An 18705-nucleotide genomic window follows, 5' to 3' on the forward strand; every position below is an offset into this window, starting at 1 on the left:
GCGGGCAGCATCCTGGTATGCGTCGGATCCCGCCCACCGCCCGCAAGGCGCTGCTCACCCTGCACCTGGTCACCTCGCTCGGCTGGCTCGGCGCCGACCTGACGCTGCTCACGCTCGGCGTCGCGGCACAACGCGGCGCCGACCCGGCCGTCGTCTACCCGGTCGCCGCGCTGGTCGGCACCGTGCTGTTCGCGCCGTTGAGCGTGCTGGTCTGGCTGGTCGGCGTGGCCAGCGCGCTGCTCACCCCGTGGGGCCTGCTGCGCTACCGATGGGTGGTGGTCAAACTCGTGCTCACCACGGTGATGGTCGGGCTGGTGCTGTTCCTGCTCACCCCGAACCTGCGGCACGCCGGCGCGCTGGGCGCCGCCCTGCCCGCCCGGGACCGCGCCGACCTGGTGATCGCGCCGGCCGTGTCGACCAGCCTCATGATCATTGCGACGGTGCTGTCCACGTACAAGCCGTGGGGTCGACGGCCGGCGGCGCGGCCCACCGTCGCGGGCCGGACCGGCCATGATCGCGCCGCAACCAGGATCTAGTGGCCTCCTCTCGGCGGCAGGCCACTACATCCAGGATCGAGCACGATCTTCGCGGGCGGCCGAGCGCGGGGCGGGCGATCAGGTGGCGGGCGGGGTCTCGCCGGGGCGGTCCAGGGCCGCGCCCAGCCGGGTGGCCAGGGCCAGGTGGGCCGCCCGGGCCTGGCGGAACGCGTACCCGAACAGCGGGGCCGGCGCGGTCAGCGTGATCTCGACGTCGACCCGGACCAGGCCGTCCGGCTCGCCACGCAGCCGGGTGTGGTTGCGCACCGTCGTGGCCGGCCACTGGCGGGCCACCGTCACAATCTCGTCGTCCTCGCTGATCAGCACGTCCGCCTGGTAGCTGGTCCGGAAGCGGAGCGGGCCGGCCACCAGTCGGTCGCTGATCGCGTAGCTGGCCCGGGCGCCGGGCCGGGGCGGCAGCCGGCGGACCCGGACGATCAGCGGGTGCAGCTCACCCTGCCGGGTCAGATCGCTCAGCAGGGCCGCCGCCTCCCGCGGCTCGCACCGGGCCTGGACGGTGTAGCTGAAGGTATCGCTCCTGAGCACACCGTCTCCCGCCATCGTTGGTCGCACGATCGTCCCGTACCCCGGTCGGGCTGGCAACGCCCGGACGGACACGGACCGTTGCCTCGGCACGCACACCCCGTTCCCACTACGGTCGGCTGGTGGGGAACCACCGGCCGTGACGGGCGACGGAGGGCGTGAGCATGAACGGGTACGACCGGTGAGCGGGCACGTGATGGTCTTCGCGCCCACGCCGCAGCTGACGGTGACCGTCGACCAGCCGAACGACCAGCCCGAGCTGCACCTGCACCCGGGCGGGCAGGGCGTCTGGCAGGCCCGCATGGTGATGTCGCTCGGGGTCGACGTGGTGCTCTGCACCGCCCTCGGCGGCGAGATCGGCCAGGTGCTGGAGCCGCTGCTCGTCAGCGAGGGAGTGGACCTCAAGGTGGTGGTCCGCGACTCCGGCAGCGGCGGGTACGTGCACGACCGCCGGGACGGGTCCCGGCGGGAGATCGCCGATGTGCCCGGGCAGCCCCTGAGCCGGCACGAGCTCGACGAGTTGTACAACCTGGCCCTCGGCGAGGGGCTGCGGGCGTCGGTGAGCGTGCTCAGTGGACCCAACGAGCCGTGGCTCGTCCCGGCCGACCTGTACCGGCGTTTCGCCGCCGACCTCGGCGCCAACGGCGGCCGGGTGGTGGTCGACCTCTCCGGCGATCACCTCGGCGCGGTGCTGGACAGCGGGGTGTACTTCCTGAAGGTGAGCCACGAGGAACTGATCCGCGACGGCCGCGCCCGCAACGGGGAGAGCGCGGAGCTCACCCGGGCGATATACGAGCTGCACGCCGCCGGCGCCGAGACGGTGGTGGTGAGCCGGGCCGACGAACCGGCGCTCGCGCTCATCGACGGTGAGCTGTTCGAGGTGGAGATGCCCCGGTTGCAGGCGGCCGACCCGCGCGGCGCGGGCGACTCGATGACCGCCGGGGTGGCCGCCGTGGTGGCCGGCGGTGGAGACATCCGGACCGCCATCCGGACCGGCGCCGCCGCCGGGGCGCTCAACGTGACCCGGCACGGGCTGGGCACCGGGCGGTTGGACTCGATCACCGGTCTGGTGGAGCGGGTCCGGTTGGTCCCGGCGGACAGCCGACAACAGGAGCGGACCACCCCCGACGAACTGGCCGACCGGGCGGTCGAACGATGACGCTCCGCGTGCTCGTCACCAACGACGACGGGATCGCCGCGCCGGGGATTCAGGCGTTGGCCTGGGCGGCGGCGCAGCGGGGCCTGGATGTGGTTGTCGCCGCGCCGCTGGAGGAGGCGAGCGGTACCAGCGCCGCCATGAGCGCCCTGGAGCAGGACGGGCGGGTGGTGGTGCACGACCACCCGCTGCCGGAGTTGGCGGGCGTGCCGGCGTACGGGGTCGGCGGCTCGCCCGGCTTCATCACGCTGATCGCGCTGCACGGCGCTTTCGGCCCGCCGCCGTCGGTGGTGCTCTCCGGCATCAACCGGGGTGCCAATGCCGGCCGCGCCGTACTGCACTCCGGCACGGTCGGCGCCGCGTTCACCGCCGCCACGAACGGCTGCCGGGCGATCGCGGTCTCGCTGGACGTGCTCTCCGCGGGCGAGGCGACGGCCGCCAGCGGTGGCGCCGCGGTGCACGCCGCCGCCCGGGTACGCGACGCCGAGCGCAACTGGAGCACCGCCGCGCGGGTCGCCCTGGATCTGCTCCCCCGGCTGACCGCCGCGCCGATCGAGAGCGTGCTCAACGTCAACGCCCCGGACCTGCCGCACGGGCGACTGCGCGGGGTGCGCCGGGGCACGCTGGCCAGCTTCGGTCAGGTGCAGATGACGGTGGCCGAATCCGGGCACGGCTTCGTGCGTACGTCGCTGGAGGAGCCGGGCCAGGCCGCGCAGCCCGGCACGGACGTGGCGTTGCTGGCCGCGGGGTACGCGTCCGTGACGGCCATCCGGGCGGTCACCGAGGTGGCCGACGTCGACCTGACCGGCCTGGACGAACAGCCCTGACCGGCGTGGGCCGGGTGTCGGCGCTCAGGCGCCGGGAAGCACCTCGGGGGTGGCGGTGCCGGCGAAGTACGGCTCGGGGGCGCCGAAGAGGCCGAGCAGGCCGGTCACCCAGAGCTGCCGGTGCACGAACCGGCTCGGTTCGGTGACCACCAGCTTCACGCCGCTCACCTCGGCGGTCTGGAAACCGGCCACCATCGCGCTGATGCCGACCGAGTCGATGAAGGTGACCAGCCTCATGTTCAGCTCGATGCGCAGGGGGCGGCCCTTGGCCAGCACCTCCGCGATCGCCTCGCGCACCTCGTACGCTGTGTCGACGTCGATCTCGCCGCGCGGGGCGATCTCCACGACACCACCGGACAGAACCGACTTCACGATCGACAGGCTCACGCGAGCACCTCCACCCGCCCGTCCCCCGGGCGCCTCATCAGTACGCGGGCCGCGACCGACAGTATTCCTTTGACGGCCTCGGTCGCCACCCCTCGGGATGAGCAATATGCGGATCCGGGCACGGGCAAGTCGGCCATATCCGGATTTTTCACTTCCTGATTACTCAGTACTTTTCGTTATCTGACCACTCAACGATCGGTCGGAACCGACGCGTCGCCGGACCAGGGTAGCGGTCCCGGCCCGGCGCACCCGCCAACCGGCCCGCCATGCGTGCCAGCCCCGCGTGACACCGGCGTGTCGCACCTCGTCGATCGACCCTGACGAGCCCGGATGGTTGCCGACGCCACCTAGCATCGGCCGGGGAACCCACCGTGACGGAGAGGACCTTCAATGATCAAGAGACTGGCCGGGCTGGCCGGCGTCGGCGCCCTGCTCGCCCTCGTACTGGCCTGCGGCTTCGGTGGCGGAGGCGATGACGACGACGATGACGATGACGACTTCGCCCGGGGCGTCTCCGTGGTGGTGCTGCGCTGACTGTCCGGCGAGCCGGGTCGGCCGGGTTTGCGCCTGGCCGGCGCGGGGCACTGCGGGGTAGGCGAATCGTGACGCGCTGACAGACGCCGAAGTCCGAAGTGGCCGCAGGCTTCGGCACCCGAGGAGGTAACCACGATGTTCGGAACCAACCTGCTGGACCGCCGCGGCAAGCCGGAGCGGATCGCGGACCAGGCGTGGGAGCACCTGGTCTCCGCCGTCAGCTCCGCGGGAGACAGTGTCCGGGGCACCGCCCGCTCCGCCCGGCGCGACAGCGGCGACCTCGCCGACGGCGCGACCGACCTGGTCGGCTCCGCCGCCGACGAGGCGCGGCGCCGGGCCTCGCTGGCCTTCGACGCGCTCGCCGGCCGTCAGCCGGCACTCCCCTGGACGCTGCTGATCGGCGCCGCGCTGGTCGGCGCGGCGGTCGGCTGGGCCGTCGGCTCCGCTGCCCGGGCCGCCGGCAGCCGGGACGACCGCGCGGTGGACGACGTCGAGTTCGTCGACGTCGACCGCCCCAACTCCCCCATCGGCCTGAACGACTGACCCACCCGCGGCCGTACGCGGGCCCCGCTCGACCCCACGGTCCAGCGGGGCCCCTGCCTTTCTCCCTCTCCACCACCACCGCCCGCCCCGCCCGGCGCGCTGTCCGCGTGAGAGAGCTTTGGAAGCGCTCACACCATCGATCCTCGTGCACGCGTCCGCCACCGGACGGGACGGACGGGCCCCTCGCCTCACCCCGGCGGGGCGAGGACGGCTCACCCCGGACGGCGGCAGGATCGGACCCCGGCGGACTTCGGCCGCGGCCGTCACCCGGTCCGCCGCCCACGCACCGGAGGAGGGACAGATGGCCATCGCGACGATCAGCCGCACCGACCAGGACATCCAGTCCGCCGTACTCGACGAGCTGACCTGGGAACCGCGAGTGCAGCCGCACGAGATCGGCGTGACCGTCGCCGAGGGCGTCGTCACGCTGACCGGGCGGGTGGACAGCTACGCGAAGAAGTGGGCCGCCGAGCGGGCCGCGCACCGGGTCGCACGGGTCCGGGCACTCGCCAACGACCTGACGGTGCGACTGCCCGGCGAGGCCGAACGCGCCGACCCCGACCTGGCCGCCGCGGCGAGCCACGCGCTCGAGTGGGACGCGTTCGTGCCCGTCGAGAAGCTCCAGGTCACGGTCTCGGCCGGCTGGGTGACGTTGCACGGCGAGGTCGAGTGGGAGTACCAGCGCCGGGCCGCCGAGCGCGCCGTCACCAGGCTGACCGGCGTACGCGGGGTGAGCAACGGGATCACCGTCCGCCCGTCCGCCGTGCCGGCCGGCCATAACCTGGCCGAGCGGATCGTCGACGCGCTGGCCCGGGCCGGGGCCACCGAGGCCGAGCGGATCAGCGTCCGGGTGCACGGAGACACCGCCGTGCTCGCGGGGCTGGTGCACTCGATGCCCGAGCGGGCCGAGGTGGAGCGGGTGGCCTGGTCCGCGCCGGGGATCCGAGAGGTGCAGAACCACATCGCGGTCGCCCCGGTGCTGCGCTGAGCCGAGCGCGGAACCACCCGGGACGGGTGAGCCGGCCTCACCCGCCCCGGCAGCAGGCTGGGGGCATGAGTGATCCGAACGGGCTGATCCAACCGGGGCGACCCGCACCCGGCTTCACCCTGGAGAGCACCCCGGACGGGCGCCCGACCGGGCCGGAGCAGTTCCGCGGCCGGCCGGTCGTGCTCGCCTTCTACCCCGCCGACTGGAGCCCGGTCTGCGGTGACCAGATGTCGCTCTACCAGGCGGCGGCGCCGGTGTTCGACCAGTACGACGCCGCGCTGCTCGGCATCTCGGTGGACAGCATCTGGTCGCACCGGGCGTTCGCGCAGAGCCGGGGCATCGAATTCCCGCTGCTGGCCGACTTCGAGCCCAAGGGCGAGGTGGCCCGCCGGTACGGCGCGTACACCCCGCAGGGCGAGGCGGCCCGGGCGCTGGTGGTGCTCAACCCGGCCGGGACGGTGGCCTGGAGCCACCTCTCCCCACCGGACGTCAACCCGGGCGCGGACGGCATCTTCGACGCGCTGGACCGGCTCGCGGCCGACCGGGCGGTGATGGCCCGATGAGCACCCCGCTCCAGGTCACCGCCCGCCTTCGGGACCCGGTGACCACCGACGACCATGTCCGGGGGCCGGCCGACGCGCCGGTCACGATCGTCGAGTACGGCGACTTCCAGTGCCAGTTCTGCGGCGCCGCGTACCCCAACCTGCACGAGCTGCTGCGGCAGCGGGCCGACACGGTACGGATGGTCTACCGCTACTTCCCGATCGCCAACATCCACCCGTACGCCGAACGAGCCGCCGAGACAGCCGAGGCCGCCGCGGTCCGTGGCCGGTTCTGGGAGATGCACGACTGGCTGTACGAGCACCAGGACCAGCTGGACCCGGTGCACCTCTCGCTCGGCGTCGAGCAGCTCGGGCTGCCACCGGACGAGCTGAACGCGGAGGTGGAGGGCCGGGCGTACGCCGACCGGGTGCGCCGGGACTTCGTCGGCGGGATCCGCAGCGGGGTGAACGGCACCCCGACGCTCTTCGTCAACGACGTCCGGCACGAGGGCGGGTACGACCTGCCCGACCTGCTGACCGCCGTGGACGCGGCGGCCAACACCTGACCCTCGTGGCCGGCGAGCGGCCGGCCGTTCAGATCAGCCGCAGCTCGCGCGCCCGCCGGACCGCCTCACGCCGGCGGGTCGCGTCGAGCTTGCGGTAGATGTTGCGGACGTGGGTCTTCACCGTGTTGACCGAGAGCGACAACTCGCCGGCGATCTCCACGTTGGACAGGATGCTCTGCAGGTACCGCAGGATGGTCAACTCTCGCTCGGTGAGCGGCTCGTCGAGCGAGCCCGCCGACTCGGCCGGTGGCCGGGCCGTGATCTGCTCGGCGCCCCGAACCAGGTCACTGACCAGCGAGAAGTGTGCGGTACCCGCATCCAGGTGCGCCGCCAGCAGGTCCCGTACCGGCGGTTCGGCCCGGGTGAACACCCGCCGGCAGCCCTGCGGGCCGGCGAGGTCGAGCACCTGCTCCAGGATCCGTCCGGCCCGGCGCCCGTCTCCGCCCCGCTCGGCCAGCACCGCGCCCAGCAGGCCCGCGTCCAGGCGTACCGGCAGGGGCCACGTCGCGGCCGGCGGCGCCTGCCAGTCCGGCAGCGCGCGCCCGGCCGCGCCGATGTCGCCGGACCGCAGCTCCACCCGCGCCAGCGTCACCGCGAGCGCGGGGTCGGCCGGGTCGTCGGCGACACCCGCCAGCAGGTCGCGGGCGGTCTCCAGGTCGCCCCGCTCGGCCCGCAGCTCGGCCTCGGCGGCCCGCAGCAGATTCGCCAGCTCGGCGGCGGCCGGCGGTTCGGTCAACGACTCCCGGGCCCGCACGAGCAGCCGCTGGCCTGCGGCCGGGTCACCGGCGTCGCGGTGCAGGTACGCCCGGCAGAGGGCGGCCACCGCCGCCGCCACCGGCTCGGTGGGCGGCTCCGCCGACCAGTCGCCCCCGGAGTCCGCTCCGAAGGAGCCGGCCGGGCCGGTCGCCGGGGCGGCGAGCGCGAGGTTGGCCGCGGCCTCCTCGGGCTGGTCGCGGTGCAGCGCCACCACCGCCAACGCGAGGTGGGCGTAGGCGCAGTCGAGGCGGCAGGACCAGCCCCGGCTCGGCGGCATGCCCAGCGCGTCCCGGGCCGCCTGTTCGGCCGCGCGCAGGTCACCACGCATCGCGAGCAGCAGTGCGGAACGGCTGGCGCCGACCAGCTCGGTACGCGGCCGGCCGGCCTCGCGGGCAGCCGCCCGGGCCCGGACGAACCGGGCGTCAGGCAGCGCGCCAGCGGCCAGCTCGACGAGCCCCAGGGCGGTGCCGGTGAACGCCCGCAGGTCCGCGTCCTCGGCGGCGCTGCCCGTACCCGGGGCCAGCGCATGGTTCGGCGCGGCGTTCGACCCCCCGCTCCGCGAGGCACTCGGCACCCCGGTCGGCACGGCGCCGGCCGGGCGGGTCCGCAGCAGCCGGGCGGCGGCGGCCCGGACCTCGGCCGGATCGCCGGCGAGCCGCGCCAGGGTCAGCTCCAGCGCGGTGGCCAGCCGCAGGAACCGGTCCCGGCGCGGCACCGGCAGGCCGTCGGCGTACCCGGCGGCGGCACGCAGGTGGCCGGTGGCGGCCGGCAGATCACCGGCGTACGCCCGCTCGGCGGCGCAGGCCAGCGCCACCTCCGGGTCGGCGCGGACCACCTCCGGTGGCGGGGACGGCGGAGCCGGTCCGGTCACCGGGTCGACGTCGTACCGGGTCAACTCCGGCCAGTGCGCGACGAACAGGTCGCCGGCCCGGTCCCACCGGCCGGCGGCCAGCGCGTGCCGCAACCCGTCAACCGGGCGTCCGTCTCCGGCGTACCAGTCAGCCGCCCGCGCGTGCAGCTCACGCAGCTCGTCGGCAGGCAACCGGGCCAGCTCGGCCCGGAGCAGGTCGGCCAGCAAAGGGTCACAGCGGTACCACGGCGGCCGGCCCTCCTCCCGGTGCAGCAGACCGCCCGCGCCGGCCAGGTCGGCCAGCGCCCTCCCGGCATCGGCGCGACCGGTCAGCGCCCCGGCCAGGTCCGCGCAGACCGTCTCGGCGAGGGCGGTGCGACGCAGCAGGTCCCGGTCGGCCGGATCGATCGCGGCGAGCACCTCCTCCTGCAGGTAGCCGGCGATCTCCGGTTGGTCGCCGCCGAACTGTCGCACCCAGCGTTCCGGATCGGGCTGCCCCCGCAACGCCAGCGCGACGATCCGCAGCGCGGCCGGCCATCCCCCGGTGCGCTCGCGCAGCCGTCGTAGGGCGGCGGCCGGCAGCGGCGCCCCGTGCGCGGTGAGCAGGTCGGCCACCTCGTCGTCGGTGAAGGCCAGCTCGTCCGGGCCGATCTCGGTCAGCTCGCCGGCGAGACGGAGCCGGTGCAGGGCCAGCGGCAACCCGGCCCGGGCCCCGACCACCACATGCAGCCGCTGCTCGGCGTGCCGGAGCAGGAACTCAAGCCCGGTCAGCGCCGCCGGGTCGGCGACCCGGTGCAGGTCGTCCAGGACCAGCAGCACGGGTCGCTCCAGGCCGGCGAGAGCGGCGGCCAGCAGCTCCAACTGGTCGGGGCGCGGCGGCCGGTCGGGCACCGGCGCCGCCGGGCCGTCGTCCGCCGGCCCGGTCGCCGCACGCAACGCCGCCGCCAGGTACGCCCAGAGCCGGTCGCCGTCGTCGCCGGCCTCCACCGACACCCACGCCGGCCCCGGGCCGTCCTCGGCACCGCCGGCCAGCCGCACCCAGGAGGCGAGCAGGGTGGTCTTGCCCCAGCCGGCGGGGGCGGAGACCAGGGTGACCGGTCCCGCGCTGCCCTCGTCGAGCCGACGCAGCAGGCGGGGCCGGGCCACCACCGGCTCCGGTGGCACCGCCGGGGCCAGCCGGGATGCCAGCAGCGGCGGGTCCGCCGGGTGCCCCGGTGCCGTGCCGACCCGTACGCGATCCTGCTCCTCCGGCACCCGGCTCCACCCCCACGAACGCGTTCCACCCCCCGGTCGGCGAGCGGTTACCCGGCGCGGACGCGTTCACCCCTTCGGGGCGAGCCCGCTTCACCCGGTCCCGACCGACGATCGGGGGACGTGGACGGAAAGGACGGGTGGGACCGATGCGACCGCTGGTACGGGTGGGAGTCACCCTCGGCGGCGCGGCGTTGACCGGGGCGGCGAGGCTGCTCCGCGTACGCCGGCGGCGCCACCGGCCCGGCGCGCGCGGCGACCCCGCCGCGCCGGCCCGGTGGGAGGTCGTGACGGTGGGTCGGCCGCCCGAGCGGGTGCTCCCCGACGGCCGGTGGCCGGAGCCGCTGCGCCGCCTGGACGGCGCGGTCGAGGTGCGGGTCCGGCCGGCCCCGGGCGGCCGGGGCACCGAGTTGGCCGCCCGCCCCCTGGCCGGTGCCACTCCGCGGGTCGGGCTGGCCGCGCACCTGGTCGGCGACGATCCGGGTCTGCTGGTCCGCCGGGCGCTGCGCCAGGCCAAGCAGCACATCGAGGCCGGCGAGGTGCTGCGCGCGGACCGGTCCGCGCTGGACCGCCCCCGACCTGGCGGGTGATCCGGTCCAGATCCACCGCGCTCACGATCTGCCACGCACGGCAGCGGATGGCAGACTCTGGGGATGGCTGGGGAGCGGACGTACGACGTGGTGCTGTTCGGAGCCACCGGGTTCACCGGGGGGCTGACCGCCGAATACCTGGCCCGGCACGCGCCGTCCGGGCTGCGGTGGGCGCTGGCCGGCCGCAACCAGGGCCGCCTCGCCGCCGTACGGGACCGGCTCGCCGCGATCGACCCGACCCTGGCCGCGCTGCCGCTGCTCAGCGCCGACGTGACCGACGCCGACTCGCTGCGCGCGGTGGCGGAGAACGCCCGGGTGGTGGCCAGCACCGTCGGCCCGTACATCCACCACGGCGAACCGCTGGTCGCGGCCTGCGCCCGGGCCGGCACCGACTACCTGGACATCACCGGCGAACCGGAGTTCGTCGATCTGATGTACGTCGCCCACCACGCCGAGGCGACCCGCACCGGCGCGCGGCTGGTGCACGCCTGCGGGTTCGACTCCATCCCGCACGACCTGGGCGTCTGGTTCACCGTCAAGCAGCTGCCCGCCGGCACGCCGATCACCGTGGACGGTTACGTCCGTGCCGGCGGCAAGTTCTCCGCCGGCACGTACCAGTCCGCGCTCACCGCGTTCTCCCGCACCGCGCAGGCCAGCCAAGCCGCCCGGGATCGCCGGGCCGTCGAGCCGCGTCCCACCGACCGCCGGGTCCGGGCGGCGCCGGGCCGGCTGGGCCGCTCGGCGGAGCTGGGCATCTGGACCGTACCGCTGCCCACCATCGACCCGCAGGTGGTACGCCGCTCGGCGGCGGCCCGACCGGAGTACGGCCCGGACTTCCGGTACCGGCACTTCGCCGCGGTGAAGCGGCTGCCGACCGTGCTGGCCGCGGCCGCCGGGCTCGGCGCGCTGGTCGGGCTGGTGAAGCTGCCGCCCACCCGGCGCTGGCTGCTCGGCCGGCTCGCGTCCGGGCACGGGCCCACCCCGCAGCAGCGGGCGGCATCCTGGTTCCGGGTCCGGTTCGTCGGCACCGGCGGTGGGCGCCGGGTGGTCACCGAGGTGGCCGGCGGCGACCCGGGCTACGACGAGACGGCGAAGATGCTCGCCGAGTCGGCGCTCTGCCTGGCGCTCGACGAACTGGCGCCGACCGCCGGCCAGCTCACCCCCGTCGCCGCGATGGGCGACGCGCTGCTCGACCGGCTCATCCGGGCCGGGCTCACCTTCCGGGTCCTGAAGCAGGAGGCCGCGCGGCAGGTGCCCGAGGCCGCCGACCGGACGGCCGCCGCGCCGGACGCGGGGGCGGCGGCTTGACCCTCGACCCGGTCGAGGGGGCAGGATGCCGGTCGTGGAGAGCGACCTGCACAGCATCGGTGAGCTGGCCCGGGCCAGCGGCCTGACCGTCAGCGCGCTGCGCTTCTACGACTCGGCGGGGGTGCTCGAGCCGGCCCTGGTCGACCCGGTGACCGGCTACCGCTGGTACACCGACGAGCAGATCCCCCCAGCCCGGCTGGTAGCCGGGCTGCGTCGGGTCGGCATGCCCGTGCCGGAGATCGCCGCGGCGGTACGTGCCGAGCCGGCGGCGGTGCACCGGCTGCTCGACACGCACCTGCGCCGACTGGCGGACGGGCTCGCCGACGCCCGCCGGGAGGTCGCCCGCCTCCGGGCCCTGGTCGACCCGGCGCCGCCGGCGATCACCACGCTGCTGCTCGCCCCCGCCGAACTTGCCGCCGCCGTCGACGCGGTGCGCTTCGCCGTCGGCCGCGACCCGGAGCTGCCGGTGCTCACCGGCGTGCTGGTCGACGTGGAGCTGGACGGCGTCCGGCTCGTCGCCACCGACCGGCACCGGCTCGCGCTGGCCCGGGCCGGGGCGGCCGTCGACGGACCACCGGTGCGGGTGCTCGTCCCGGTGGACCTCGTCGACCGGTTCCGGCCGCTGCTCGACCCCGCCGACACCCGGCCGGTGCGGCTGACCGTGGCCGGCGCGGAGGTGCGGGTCGCCGTGGCCGGCCGGACGCTGACCGGCGCCGCCCTGCCCTACGACTTCCCGGACTACCGGCGGCTGCTGCGTGAGGCCGTCGGTGAGCGACCGGCCGCGCGCCGGATCCCGGTGGACGTGCCGGCGCTGCGGGCCGCCCTGACCGACCCGGCGGCCCCGACGGTGGACCGCGAACACGACGGAACGCGGCTGGCGGTCACCGTGCTCGGCCTCGACGAGCGGGGCGGTCTGCGCCTGGTGCCCACCGCCGGGTCCGACCCGGTCGGCGGGCTGCGGGTCGGGGTGAACGGCGCGTACCTGCTGGACGCGCTGGACGCGGCCGGCGGGTCGCAGTTGGTCCTGGAGCTGGACGGGCCGATCGCCCCGCTGGCCGTACGCCGCCCGGACGACGCGGACACCTTCTCCGTGCTGATGCCGATCCGGCTCTGAACCCGCCGTCTGATTCCGCGCGGTGGGCTCGCGCTCCCCGACCCGAAGCGAACGGGGCGCGACGGTAGCATCTGTTGGTCCACCTGACCCCGGACGGAGGCGTACGGAGCAGCATGCTCGACATGGAGTTGATCCGGAAGGATCGCGAGGCGGTGGCGACCGCGCTGGCGAAGCGACTGGATCCCGCCGAGGTCAACCTGGCCCTGGACGAGATCCAGCGGCTCGACCAGGAACGCCGCGCCCTCATCACGGAGATCGACGCGGAGCGGCAGCGCCGCAAGGCGGAAGCCCGGGCGTACGCGCAGGCGAAGCGTGCCGGCACCGAGCCGCAGGTCACCGCACCGGAGGCGGAGCGCAAGCAGCTCGCCGAGCTGGAGTCCCAGTTGGACGAGGTGCAGGCCCGGCTGCGGGACGCGATGAGCGAACTGCCGAACCTGCCCAGCGAGGACGTCCTCCCCGGCGGCAAGGAGGCGAACCGGGTCGTCAAGACCTTCGGTGAGCCGCCGGCCATCGAGAAGGTCCGTGACCACGTGGAGCTGTCCCGGGCGCTGGGCCTGGTCGACTACGAGCGCGGCGTCAAGCTCGGCGGCTCCGGCTTCTGGCTCTACACGGGGGTCGGCGCGCGGCTGGAGTGGGCGCTGCTGAACTACTTCATCGACCAGCACATCAGGGCCGGGTACGAGTTCCTGCTCCCGCCGCACCTGCTGCTCGACTCGGCCGGTTTCGCCGCCGGGCAGTTCCCCAAGTTCTACGACGACGTCTACCACCTGGACCGGGAGTCCGCCCCGCGCGGGCAGTTCCTGCTGCCCACCTCGGAGACGGCGATCCTCGGCGCGTACCAGGACGAGATCCTGGACACCACGAAGCTGCCGTTGAAGGCGTTCGCGTACACCCCGTGCTACCGGCGCGAGTCGGCCGGCTCGCACTCGGACGAGCGCGGCACGGTGCGCGGGCACCAGTTCAACAAGGTGGAGATCTTCCAGTTCACCCTGCCGGAGCAGGCCGACGCGGCGCTGGAGGAGATGCTCGCCCACGCGGAGAGCCTGGTGGAGGGGCTGGGCCTGCACTACCAGCGCACCCTGCTCTCCGCCGGTGACGCCAGCGCGTCGATGAAGAAGACCCTCGACATCGAGGTGTGGATGCCGAGCACCGGCAAGTACAAGGAGGTGTCGTCGGTCTCCTGGGCCGGCGACTACCAGGCCCGCCGGGCGGCCATCCGCTACCGCGAGCCGGGCGGCAAGCAGACCCGCTTCGTGCACACCCTCAACGGCTCGGCGCTGGCCACCAGCCGGCTCTTCCCGGCCATCCTGGAGCAATACCAGCAGGCCGACGGCTCGGTGCTGATCCCCGAGGTCCTCCGCGACCGCATGGGCACCGACCGTCTGACCCCGCTGCGCTAGCCGATCCGTTCGACGGGGGCCGGGTCCACCCCGGCCCCCGTCGGCGTATCCGGCGGTGCCGTCGCACGCTCGGCCACCACGTTAGGAAGGGACCCTTCCTCTACCGCAGGCGTTAAGAAAGTGCCCTTCCTAACGCGCACGCCCACGCCCACCGCGGCGAGCAGGACGAGGGCGGCGAGCAGCGCCGCCGGGCCGAGTCTGTCGAGGGTGTCGGCGAGGGCGTGCTGCACCTGGGCGGCCACCCGGATCACCGGGTCCTGCAGGGCGTCGCGACGGCCGGCGGCCAGCCGCAGCTCGTACCAGCCGTACCAGGCGACGTACCCGCCGGTCAGCAGCAGCACCAGGCCGCTGAGCCGGGGCACCAACGCGCCGGCGACGCGCAGCCGGGCCACCAGCCCGTCGCGCAGCAGCGCCACGCCGAGCGCGGCGACCGCGACCACCAACCCCATCCCGAGGGCGTACGCGCCGAACAGCGCCAGCCCGCGGCCGGTCGAGCCGGCCTGGAGGCTGGTCACCACGATGGCCAGGAACGGTGCGATGGCGCAGCCGAGCGAGGCCAACGCGTACGCCGCGCCGAACAGCGCCATCGACGGCCAGGAACGGGTCAGCCGGGGCGCCCGGGCCGACCAGCCGGGGGCGGGCAGCCGCCGGCCGGCGAGCAGCCAGCACCCGGCCGCCACCAGCAGCAGCCCCAGCGCCACGGTCAGCCACGGCAACCGGGGCCGCAGCCAGCCGGCCAGCGGCGCGAGCGCGAGGCCGAAGGCGCCGAAGACCAGGACGTACCCCAGGGTCAGCCCGGCCGCCGCGGTGAGCGCGCGGCCGACCGCGCCGCGGGCGTCCGACGCCCCGGCGACCAGCAGCGAGAGGTACGCGGGCAGCAACGCGAAGCCGCACGGGTTGACCGCGCCGAGCATGCCGGCGGTCAGCGCGAGCAGCAGCGGGGCGGTCACGCCCCGGCCAGCGCGGTGACCCGGGCGGTGAGCGCCTCACCGTCCAGGAAGCCCTGGTGGACGACCTTGCCGTCCCGATCGATGATCAGGAAGGTGCTCTGCTCGGTCACCTTGAACCGACGCCACAGCGCGCCGGCGCGGTCGTCGATCTGCGGCGTCCCGGCAAGCTCGAACTCGGTGACGAAGTCCTTCATCGCCCGCTGTTCGCCGAGGCCCGCGACGCCGACGATCGGCACGGTGTCCCGGAAACGGGGCGCGATCTCGGCCACCGTCCAGGCCTGGCTGGCGCAGGTGGCGCACCACGGAGCCCAGAACCACAGCACCACCGGGCGGCCGGCCAGCTGCGCCGCGTCGAACGCGGCGCCGGTGAGGGTGGTTCCGGTGAAGCGCAGGGTGTCCGGGACCCGCGCCGGAGTCGGGGCGGCGGTCGGCGAGCCGGTCGCGGCAGCGGTGGTGGCGGCGGGCGCGGTGCCGGCGGCCGCCGGTGGCGGGGCGGCCGTACCGCTGCAGGAGACCGCGCCGAGCAGCGCCGCGACCAGCGCGGCGGCGGTGCCGGCCCGACGTGGTCCCCTCCGTGCGTGCCAGCTGCGCATCCGCGTCTCCCTCCACAGTCGTTAGGAAGGGCCCCTTCCTATGCACCAGGCGTTAAAAAGGTGCCCTTCCTTACTCGGCCTTCGCGAGTCGGAGGGCGAGCTCCGGGCAGAGCTTGACCGCCTTCAGCGCGCCCTCCCGCAGCCAGGTCGGCACCGGGGTGGGCGGGAAGGCGGGGTAACCGTTGGCGTCGAGCCGGATGAAGTCGGGCACCACGTGCGCGCAGAGCCCGTGCCCGTCACAGCGCGACCAGTCCAGGGTGAGCTTCTGCGGGTTCCCGTCGGGGGCGCCCGGCAGCCCCATCACGCCCTTGACCCGCCGGCCACAGCCGTCGCCGGTGCTGTGCAACCGCAGGTCGTCGGCGAAGACCTCGATCGCGGACAGGGCGAACCGGGCGGTGCCGTCCGGGTGGCTGCACGCACCGCGCCCCTTCACCTCACCGGCGGCGGCCCGCACCACGTCCGCCGGTTGGCTGCCGGCGACCGCCAGGTCCACCGCGCGGGCCAGGTCGGGCAGGCCCATCTTGCACGGTCCGCACTGGCCGGCGGACTCGCCGGCCAGGTAGCGCACCACCTGGGCGGCCTCACCGAGCGGGCAGGTGTCGACGCCGAGCGGGACGATGATGCCCGCGCCGAGGGTGCCGCCGACCGCGGCCAGGCCCTTGCGGGAGACCTCGGCCTTCTCCGCCGCCTCCGGAGTGATCCACTTGCCGTGGTAGCCGCCCATCAGGATGCCCTGGACGTCCGGGACCTCGCACAGGTCGAGGACGTCGCGCAGCGGCATGCCGGCGGTGCACTCCACCACGGCCGGCCGGGCCGCCGCGCCGGTCACGGTGAGCAGCACCGTGCCCGGCTCGTCGTCGGTGCCGAGCGCCGAGTACTCGTACGGGCCGAGTCGCGCACCGACGGCGAGCTGGGCGTACGTCTCGGCGTTGGACAGCAGGGTGGGCAGACCGCTGACCCCGGAGTCGCTGGAGCGCTTCTTGGTACCGGGCGGGATGTGCGGCAGCCCGTTGATGCCGTTGACCAGTGCGCCACCCTCGCCGGAGATGAACCGGTGCGGCACGGTGACGATAGTCGTCGGCACCGGCATCCGGCGCTCCTCCAGCGCCTCCATCAGCGAGTCCCGGCCGACCCCGTCATCCGCCACACCGATCACGATCTCGTCGGCGTCCAGCGCGTACGCGGCCAGCGCCGCGCCGTCGAGGATCAGGTGCGGTGCGCGGGTCAGCAGCACCTTGTCCTTCCAGCTGGCGGGCTCCCCCTCGGTGGCGTTGACGACCACCACTGCGGCGAGGTCCTGCCGTTCGCAGGACTCCAGCACCGCGCGCAGCTTGCGGGCGAACGGGAAACCCGCCCCGCCCTTGCCCTTGAGCTGCATGCCTTCGGCGAGCCTGAGCAGCTGGGCGGGCTCCATCGGGCCGATCAGCCCGTGCACCTCGTCGTGCGCGGCCAGGTCCAGCCGACCGAACTCGGCGAACCCGGCGGTGAGCCGGGGCTCACCGACGCAGGCCACCGGAGGCACGGTCGTACGCATCACTTCGCCTCACCCCGCAGCCCGGCCCAGTACGCCCCGTCCACGGCGTCGGCGCTGGCCTTGCGGCGCTTGGACCGGCTCTCGCCGGAGGCCCGCCGCGCCCGGCGAGACGCCAGGTCGACCAGGGTGGGGGTGTCGTCGACGGGCGGCGCGACGTCCTCCGGCAGGTACCGGGCCGGCGGGCGCCAGTAGTCCGGCTCCTCCGGCAGGTCGTCCTCAACGCTGTGCCGGCCGCTGCCGCTGCGCGGCGCCGCGGAGATCGGCCCAGCGGAGATCGGCTCCGCAGAGACCGGGCCAGCCGAGATCGGCTCCGCGGCCTGCCACCGCCGCGGGCTGTCCCACGGCTCCTCGGGCTCCTCCGCCGTCCGTCGGGGCGGGGCCGAGTACCGGCTGCCGTCGTCCTCGGCGCGGGACCGGCGGGTGGACCGCTCGGCGACCGGCTCCTCGACCGGCGCGCTGCCCCGCCGCCGCCGGGTCGGGGCCGCCTCGTCCCGGTCCCGGGTGCGCTCGCCGCGGCGCCGGGCCGCCGGCTCCAGTTCCTCCTCGTCGCGCCGGCGGGGCTCGTCCACGTCCCGCCGGGTCGACCGGCGGGCCGCCGGCTCCAGCTCGTCGCGCCGGCCGCGCGCGGCCCGTTCGGTGCCCCGGCGGGCCGCTGGCTCCTCGTCCCGCTGGCGCCGGCTGGGCCGGGCGGGCTCGGTGAGCGAGCCCGGTTCGGGCACCACCGGCACGGTGAACCGGTCGGGGTCGCGGGGCCGGGCGGTGGCCGGTGCGGCCCACGTGGCGGTGGTGGTCTCCGCCCAGGCGGGACGCTTCTCCGCGCCGGTGTCGCGGCGACGGCTCAGCCCGGTCCGCAGCGACCGGCCGCGGCCCTCCTCGCTGGTCCGGCCGGCCATCGCCGCGTTCCGCACCGCGGCCTGGTGCTGCTCGCGGCTGCGCCGGCCGATGGTGACCGAGAGCCGGACCAGCAGCGCCAGCACGACAAGCAGGACGCAGCCGAGATAGCTGAACACCACCCAGGACTTCGCGGCCCGGCCGGCGTTGAGGCCGTGGAACAGGGCGAACGGCCAGGCGACGTACGCCGTGGAGTGCAGCGCGCGCCACAGCCACTTCGGACCGACGTCGGCGAAGCGGGCGCGGATGATGCCGGTCCAGATCACGCTGACCATCAGCAGGGCGGCCACCGTGCCGAGCCCGACGTAGAGCCCTCCGCCGCCGACGAACGGCACCAGCGCGTCGGTCGCCGCCGCCCGGCCGGTGGCGATCTTGGTGAGCACGTGGAAGAGCAGTCCGGAGACGCCGAGCACACCGGTGGCCCGGTGCGCCGACTGCAACAGCACCCGGTGCGCGATGCGCAGCACGAGGCGGTCGGTGGCGAGCAGGCCGAGCATGACGGTGAGGCTCAGCGACACCAGGGCGATCACACCGGCGAAGAACTCGGTGAAGAAGAACCCGTAGGCGTACGCCTTCTGACCCGCGCCGGTCAGCATGGTCGCCGCCCAGAGCGCGGCGAGGGCCGACGCGATCAGCAGGGTGGTCGCCGACCGTGACCGGGTTCGCACCCCCCGACTGCTGGCGCTGGTCCGGACGGGGGGCGCCTTCTGGTTCAGCTTTGCCCGGGCCATCTGCTCCTCGATCGTCTCGCGGCGGCGCACCACCGGCCGACCCTGCTCCCTCATCCAGTACGGACCGAAGGGGCGCGCGGATCACCCTGGGATGGAAATTTCTGGGCCGGATCGA

General features: G+C 75.1%; 19 protein-coding genes. 12 read left to right on the forward strand and 7 right to left on the reverse strand.

The features are described 5' to 3' along the window. Positions 1–17 precede the first annotated feature (17 nt). Positions 18–536, forward strand: a complete 519-nt coding sequence (locus ABZU69_RS18055; RefSeq protein ID WP_354965468.1) for a hypothetical protein — start codon at positions 18–20, stop codon at positions 534–536. A gap of 78 nt (positions 537–614) precedes the next feature. Here ABZU69_RS18055 and ABZU69_RS18060 read toward each other — a convergent pair whose 3' ends face one another. Further along, entirely contained in the window at positions 615–1082 is a 468-nt protein-coding gene (locus tag ABZU69_RS18060) for an SRPBCC family protein (RefSeq protein ID WP_354965469.1), read from the reverse strand. 178 nt (positions 1083–1260) lie between these two features. On the opposite strand from ABZU69_RS18060, the gene ABZU69_RS18065 reads away from it, so the two are divergent. Next, positions 1261–2238, forward strand: coding sequence for a PfkB family carbohydrate kinase (locus ABZU69_RS18065; protein ID WP_354965470.1), 978 nt, complete (start codon positions 1261–1263; stop codon positions 2236–2238). Next, positions 2235–3062: a 5'/3'-nucleotidase SurE gene (locus ABZU69_RS18070; RefSeq protein WP_354965471.1), complete on the forward strand. Its 828-nt coding sequence runs from the start codon at positions 2235–2237 to the stop codon at positions 3060–3062. Before ABZU69_RS18065 ends, ABZU69_RS18070 begins: the two co-directional genes overlap by 4 nt. A gap of 24 nt (positions 3063–3086) precedes the next feature. On the opposite strand, the gene ABZU69_RS18075 is transcribed toward ABZU69_RS18070, so the two are convergent. Next, positions 3087–3449, reverse strand: coding sequence for an STAS domain-containing protein (locus ABZU69_RS18075; RefSeq protein WP_354965472.1), 363 nt, complete (start codon positions 3447–3449; stop codon positions 3087–3089). Positions 3450–3839: 390 nt separating this feature from the next. Between ABZU69_RS18075 and ABZU69_RS18080 the strand changes: the two genes are divergently transcribed. From ABZU69_RS18080 to ABZU69_RS18100, 5 genes are all read left to right on the forward strand, one after another. Continuing rightward, positions 3840–3983 carry a hypothetical protein gene (locus ABZU69_RS18080; RefSeq protein WP_354965473.1) on the forward strand — a complete coding sequence of 48 codons (144 nt, stop codon included), beginning with the start codon at positions 3840–3842 and terminating at the stop codon, positions 3981–3983. Positions 3984–4118: 135 nt separating this feature from the next. Further along, positions 4119–4526: a hypothetical protein gene (locus ABZU69_RS18085; RefSeq protein ID WP_354965474.1), complete on the forward strand. Its 408-nt coding sequence runs from the start codon at positions 4119–4121 to the stop codon at positions 4524–4526. A gap of 301 nt (positions 4527–4827) precedes the next feature. Continuing rightward, the gene (locus ABZU69_RS18090; RefSeq protein ID WP_354965475.1) at positions 4828–5514 is read left to right on the forward strand and encodes a BON domain-containing protein; all 687 of its coding nucleotides are present in this window, start codon (positions 4828–4830) and stop codon (positions 5512–5514) included. A gap of 65 nt (positions 5515–5579) precedes the next feature. Next, positions 5580–6077 (forward strand): redoxin domain-containing protein, encoded by a 498-nt coding sequence (locus ABZU69_RS18095; RefSeq protein ID WP_354965476.1) that lies wholly within the window; start codon positions 5580–5582, stop codon positions 6075–6077. Next, positions 6074–6622, forward strand: a complete 549-nt coding sequence (locus ABZU69_RS18100) for a DsbA family protein (RefSeq protein ID WP_354965477.1) — start codon at positions 6074–6076, stop codon at positions 6620–6622. Before ABZU69_RS18095 ends, ABZU69_RS18100 begins: the two co-directional genes overlap by 4 nt. Before the next feature lie 28 nt (positions 6623–6650). On the opposite strand, the gene ABZU69_RS18105 is transcribed toward ABZU69_RS18100, so the two are convergent. Beyond that, entirely contained in the window at positions 6651–9482 is a 2832-nt protein-coding gene (locus tag ABZU69_RS18105) for a LuxR C-terminal-related transcriptional regulator (protein ID WP_354965478.1), read from the reverse strand. Positions 9483–9619: 137 nt separating this feature from the next. On the opposite strand from ABZU69_RS18105, the gene ABZU69_RS18110 reads away from it, so the two are divergent. The 4 genes from ABZU69_RS18110 (at position 9620) to serS (ending at position 13891) form a co-directional block, all read left to right on the forward strand. Then, entirely contained in the window at positions 9620–10069 is a 450-nt protein-coding gene (locus ABZU69_RS18110; protein WP_354965479.1) for a hypothetical protein, read from the forward strand. A gap of 63 nt (positions 10070–10132) precedes the next feature. Next, entirely contained in the window at positions 10133–11377 is a 1245-nt protein-coding gene (locus ABZU69_RS18115) for a saccharopine dehydrogenase NADP-binding domain-containing protein (RefSeq protein WP_354965480.1), read from the forward strand. 25 nt (positions 11378–11402) lie between these two features. Beyond that, positions 11403–12491 carry a MerR family transcriptional regulator gene (locus tag ABZU69_RS18120; protein WP_354965481.1) on the forward strand — a complete coding sequence of 363 codons (1089 nt, stop codon included), beginning with the start codon at positions 11403–11405 and terminating at the stop codon, positions 12489–12491. Between the two features lie 113 nt (positions 12492–12604). Further along, positions 12605–13891 carry a serine--tRNA ligase gene (gene serS / locus ABZU69_RS18125; protein WP_354965482.1) on the forward strand — a complete coding sequence of 429 codons (1287 nt, stop codon included), beginning with the start codon at positions 12605–12607 and terminating at the stop codon, positions 13889–13891. Here serS and ABZU69_RS18130 read toward each other — a convergent pair. From ABZU69_RS18130 to ABZU69_RS18145, 4 genes are all read right to left on the reverse strand, one after another. Then, on the reverse strand, positions 13888–14841 hold the full coding sequence (locus ABZU69_RS18130; protein WP_354965483.1) for a cytochrome c biogenesis CcdA family protein: 954 nt from the start codon (positions 14839–14841) through the stop codon (positions 13888–13890). The two genes, serS and ABZU69_RS18130, sit on opposite strands and share 4 nt — an antisense overlap. Then, complete coding sequence (locus tag ABZU69_RS18135) at positions 14838–15434, reverse strand: redoxin domain-containing protein (protein WP_354965484.1); 597 nt, start codon at positions 15432–15434, stop codon at positions 14838–14840. The genes ABZU69_RS18130 and ABZU69_RS18135 overlap by 4 nt, the downstream gene beginning before the upstream one ends. Positions 15435–15504: 70 nt before the next feature. After that, entirely contained in the window at positions 15505–16968 is a 1464-nt protein-coding gene (locus tag ABZU69_RS18140) for an NADH-ubiquinone oxidoreductase-F iron-sulfur binding region domain-containing protein (RefSeq protein ID WP_354965485.1), read from the reverse strand. Continuing rightward, positions 16968–18644, reverse strand: coding sequence for a hypothetical protein (locus ABZU69_RS18145; RefSeq protein ID WP_354965486.1), 1677 nt, complete (start codon positions 18642–18644; stop codon positions 16968–16970). Before ABZU69_RS18145 ends, ABZU69_RS18140 begins: the two co-directional genes overlap by 1 nt. Between the last annotated feature and the right edge of the window lie 61 nt (positions 18645–18705).

The sequence above is a fragment of the Micromonospora sp. NPDC005206 genome (genome assembly GCF_040608175.1).
GTDB lineage: Bacteria > Actinomycetota > Actinomycetes > Mycobacteriales > Micromonosporaceae > Micromonospora.

Coding starts and splice junctions, on each gene's coding strand:
- serS (WP_354965482.1), top strand. CDS start 12,605: ATGCTCGACATGGAGTTGATCCGGAAGGATCGCGAGGCGGTGGCGACC.
- ABZU69_RS18140 (WP_354965485.1), bottom strand. CDS start 16,968: ATGCGTACGACCGTGCCTCCGGTGGCCTGCGTCGGTGAGCCCCGGCTC.
- ABZU69_RS18090 (WP_354965475.1), top strand. CDS start 4,828: ATGGCCATCGCGACGATCAGCCGCACCGACCAGGACATCCAGTCCGCC.
- ABZU69_RS18080 (WP_354965473.1), top strand. CDS start 3,840: ATGATCAAGAGACTGGCCGGGCTGGCCGGCGTCGGCGCCCTGCTCGCC.
- ABZU69_RS18070 (WP_354965471.1), top strand. CDS start 2,235: ATGACGCTCCGCGTGCTCGTCACCAACGACGACGGGATCGCCGCGCCG.
- ABZU69_RS18115 (WP_354965480.1), top strand. CDS start 10,133: ATGGCTGGGGAGCGGACGTACGACGTGGTGCTGTTCGGAGCCACCGGG.
- ABZU69_RS18120 (WP_354965481.1), top strand. CDS start 11,403: ATGCCGGTCGTGGAGAGCGACCTGCACAGCATCGGTGAGCTGGCCCGG.
- ABZU69_RS18055 (WP_354965468.1), top strand. CDS start 18: ATGCGTCGGATCCCGCCCACCGCCCGCAAGGCGCTGCTCACCCTGCAC.
- ABZU69_RS18135 (WP_354965484.1), bottom strand. CDS start 15,434: ATGCGCAGCTGGCACGCACGGAGGGGACCACGTCGGGCCGGCACCGCC.
- ABZU69_RS18100 (WP_354965477.1), top strand. CDS start 6,074: ATGAGCACCCCGCTCCAGGTCACCGCCCGCCTTCGGGACCCGGTGACC.
- ABZU69_RS18145 (WP_354965486.1), bottom strand. CDS start 18,644: ATGAGGGAGCAGGGTCGGCCGGTGGTGCGCCGCCGCGAGACGATCGAG.
- ABZU69_RS18085 (WP_354965474.1), top strand. CDS start 4,119: ATGTTCGGAACCAACCTGCTGGACCGCCGCGGCAAGCCGGAGCGGATC.
- ABZU69_RS18095 (WP_354965476.1), top strand. CDS start 5,580: ATGAGTGATCCGAACGGGCTGATCCAACCGGGGCGACCCGCACCCGGC.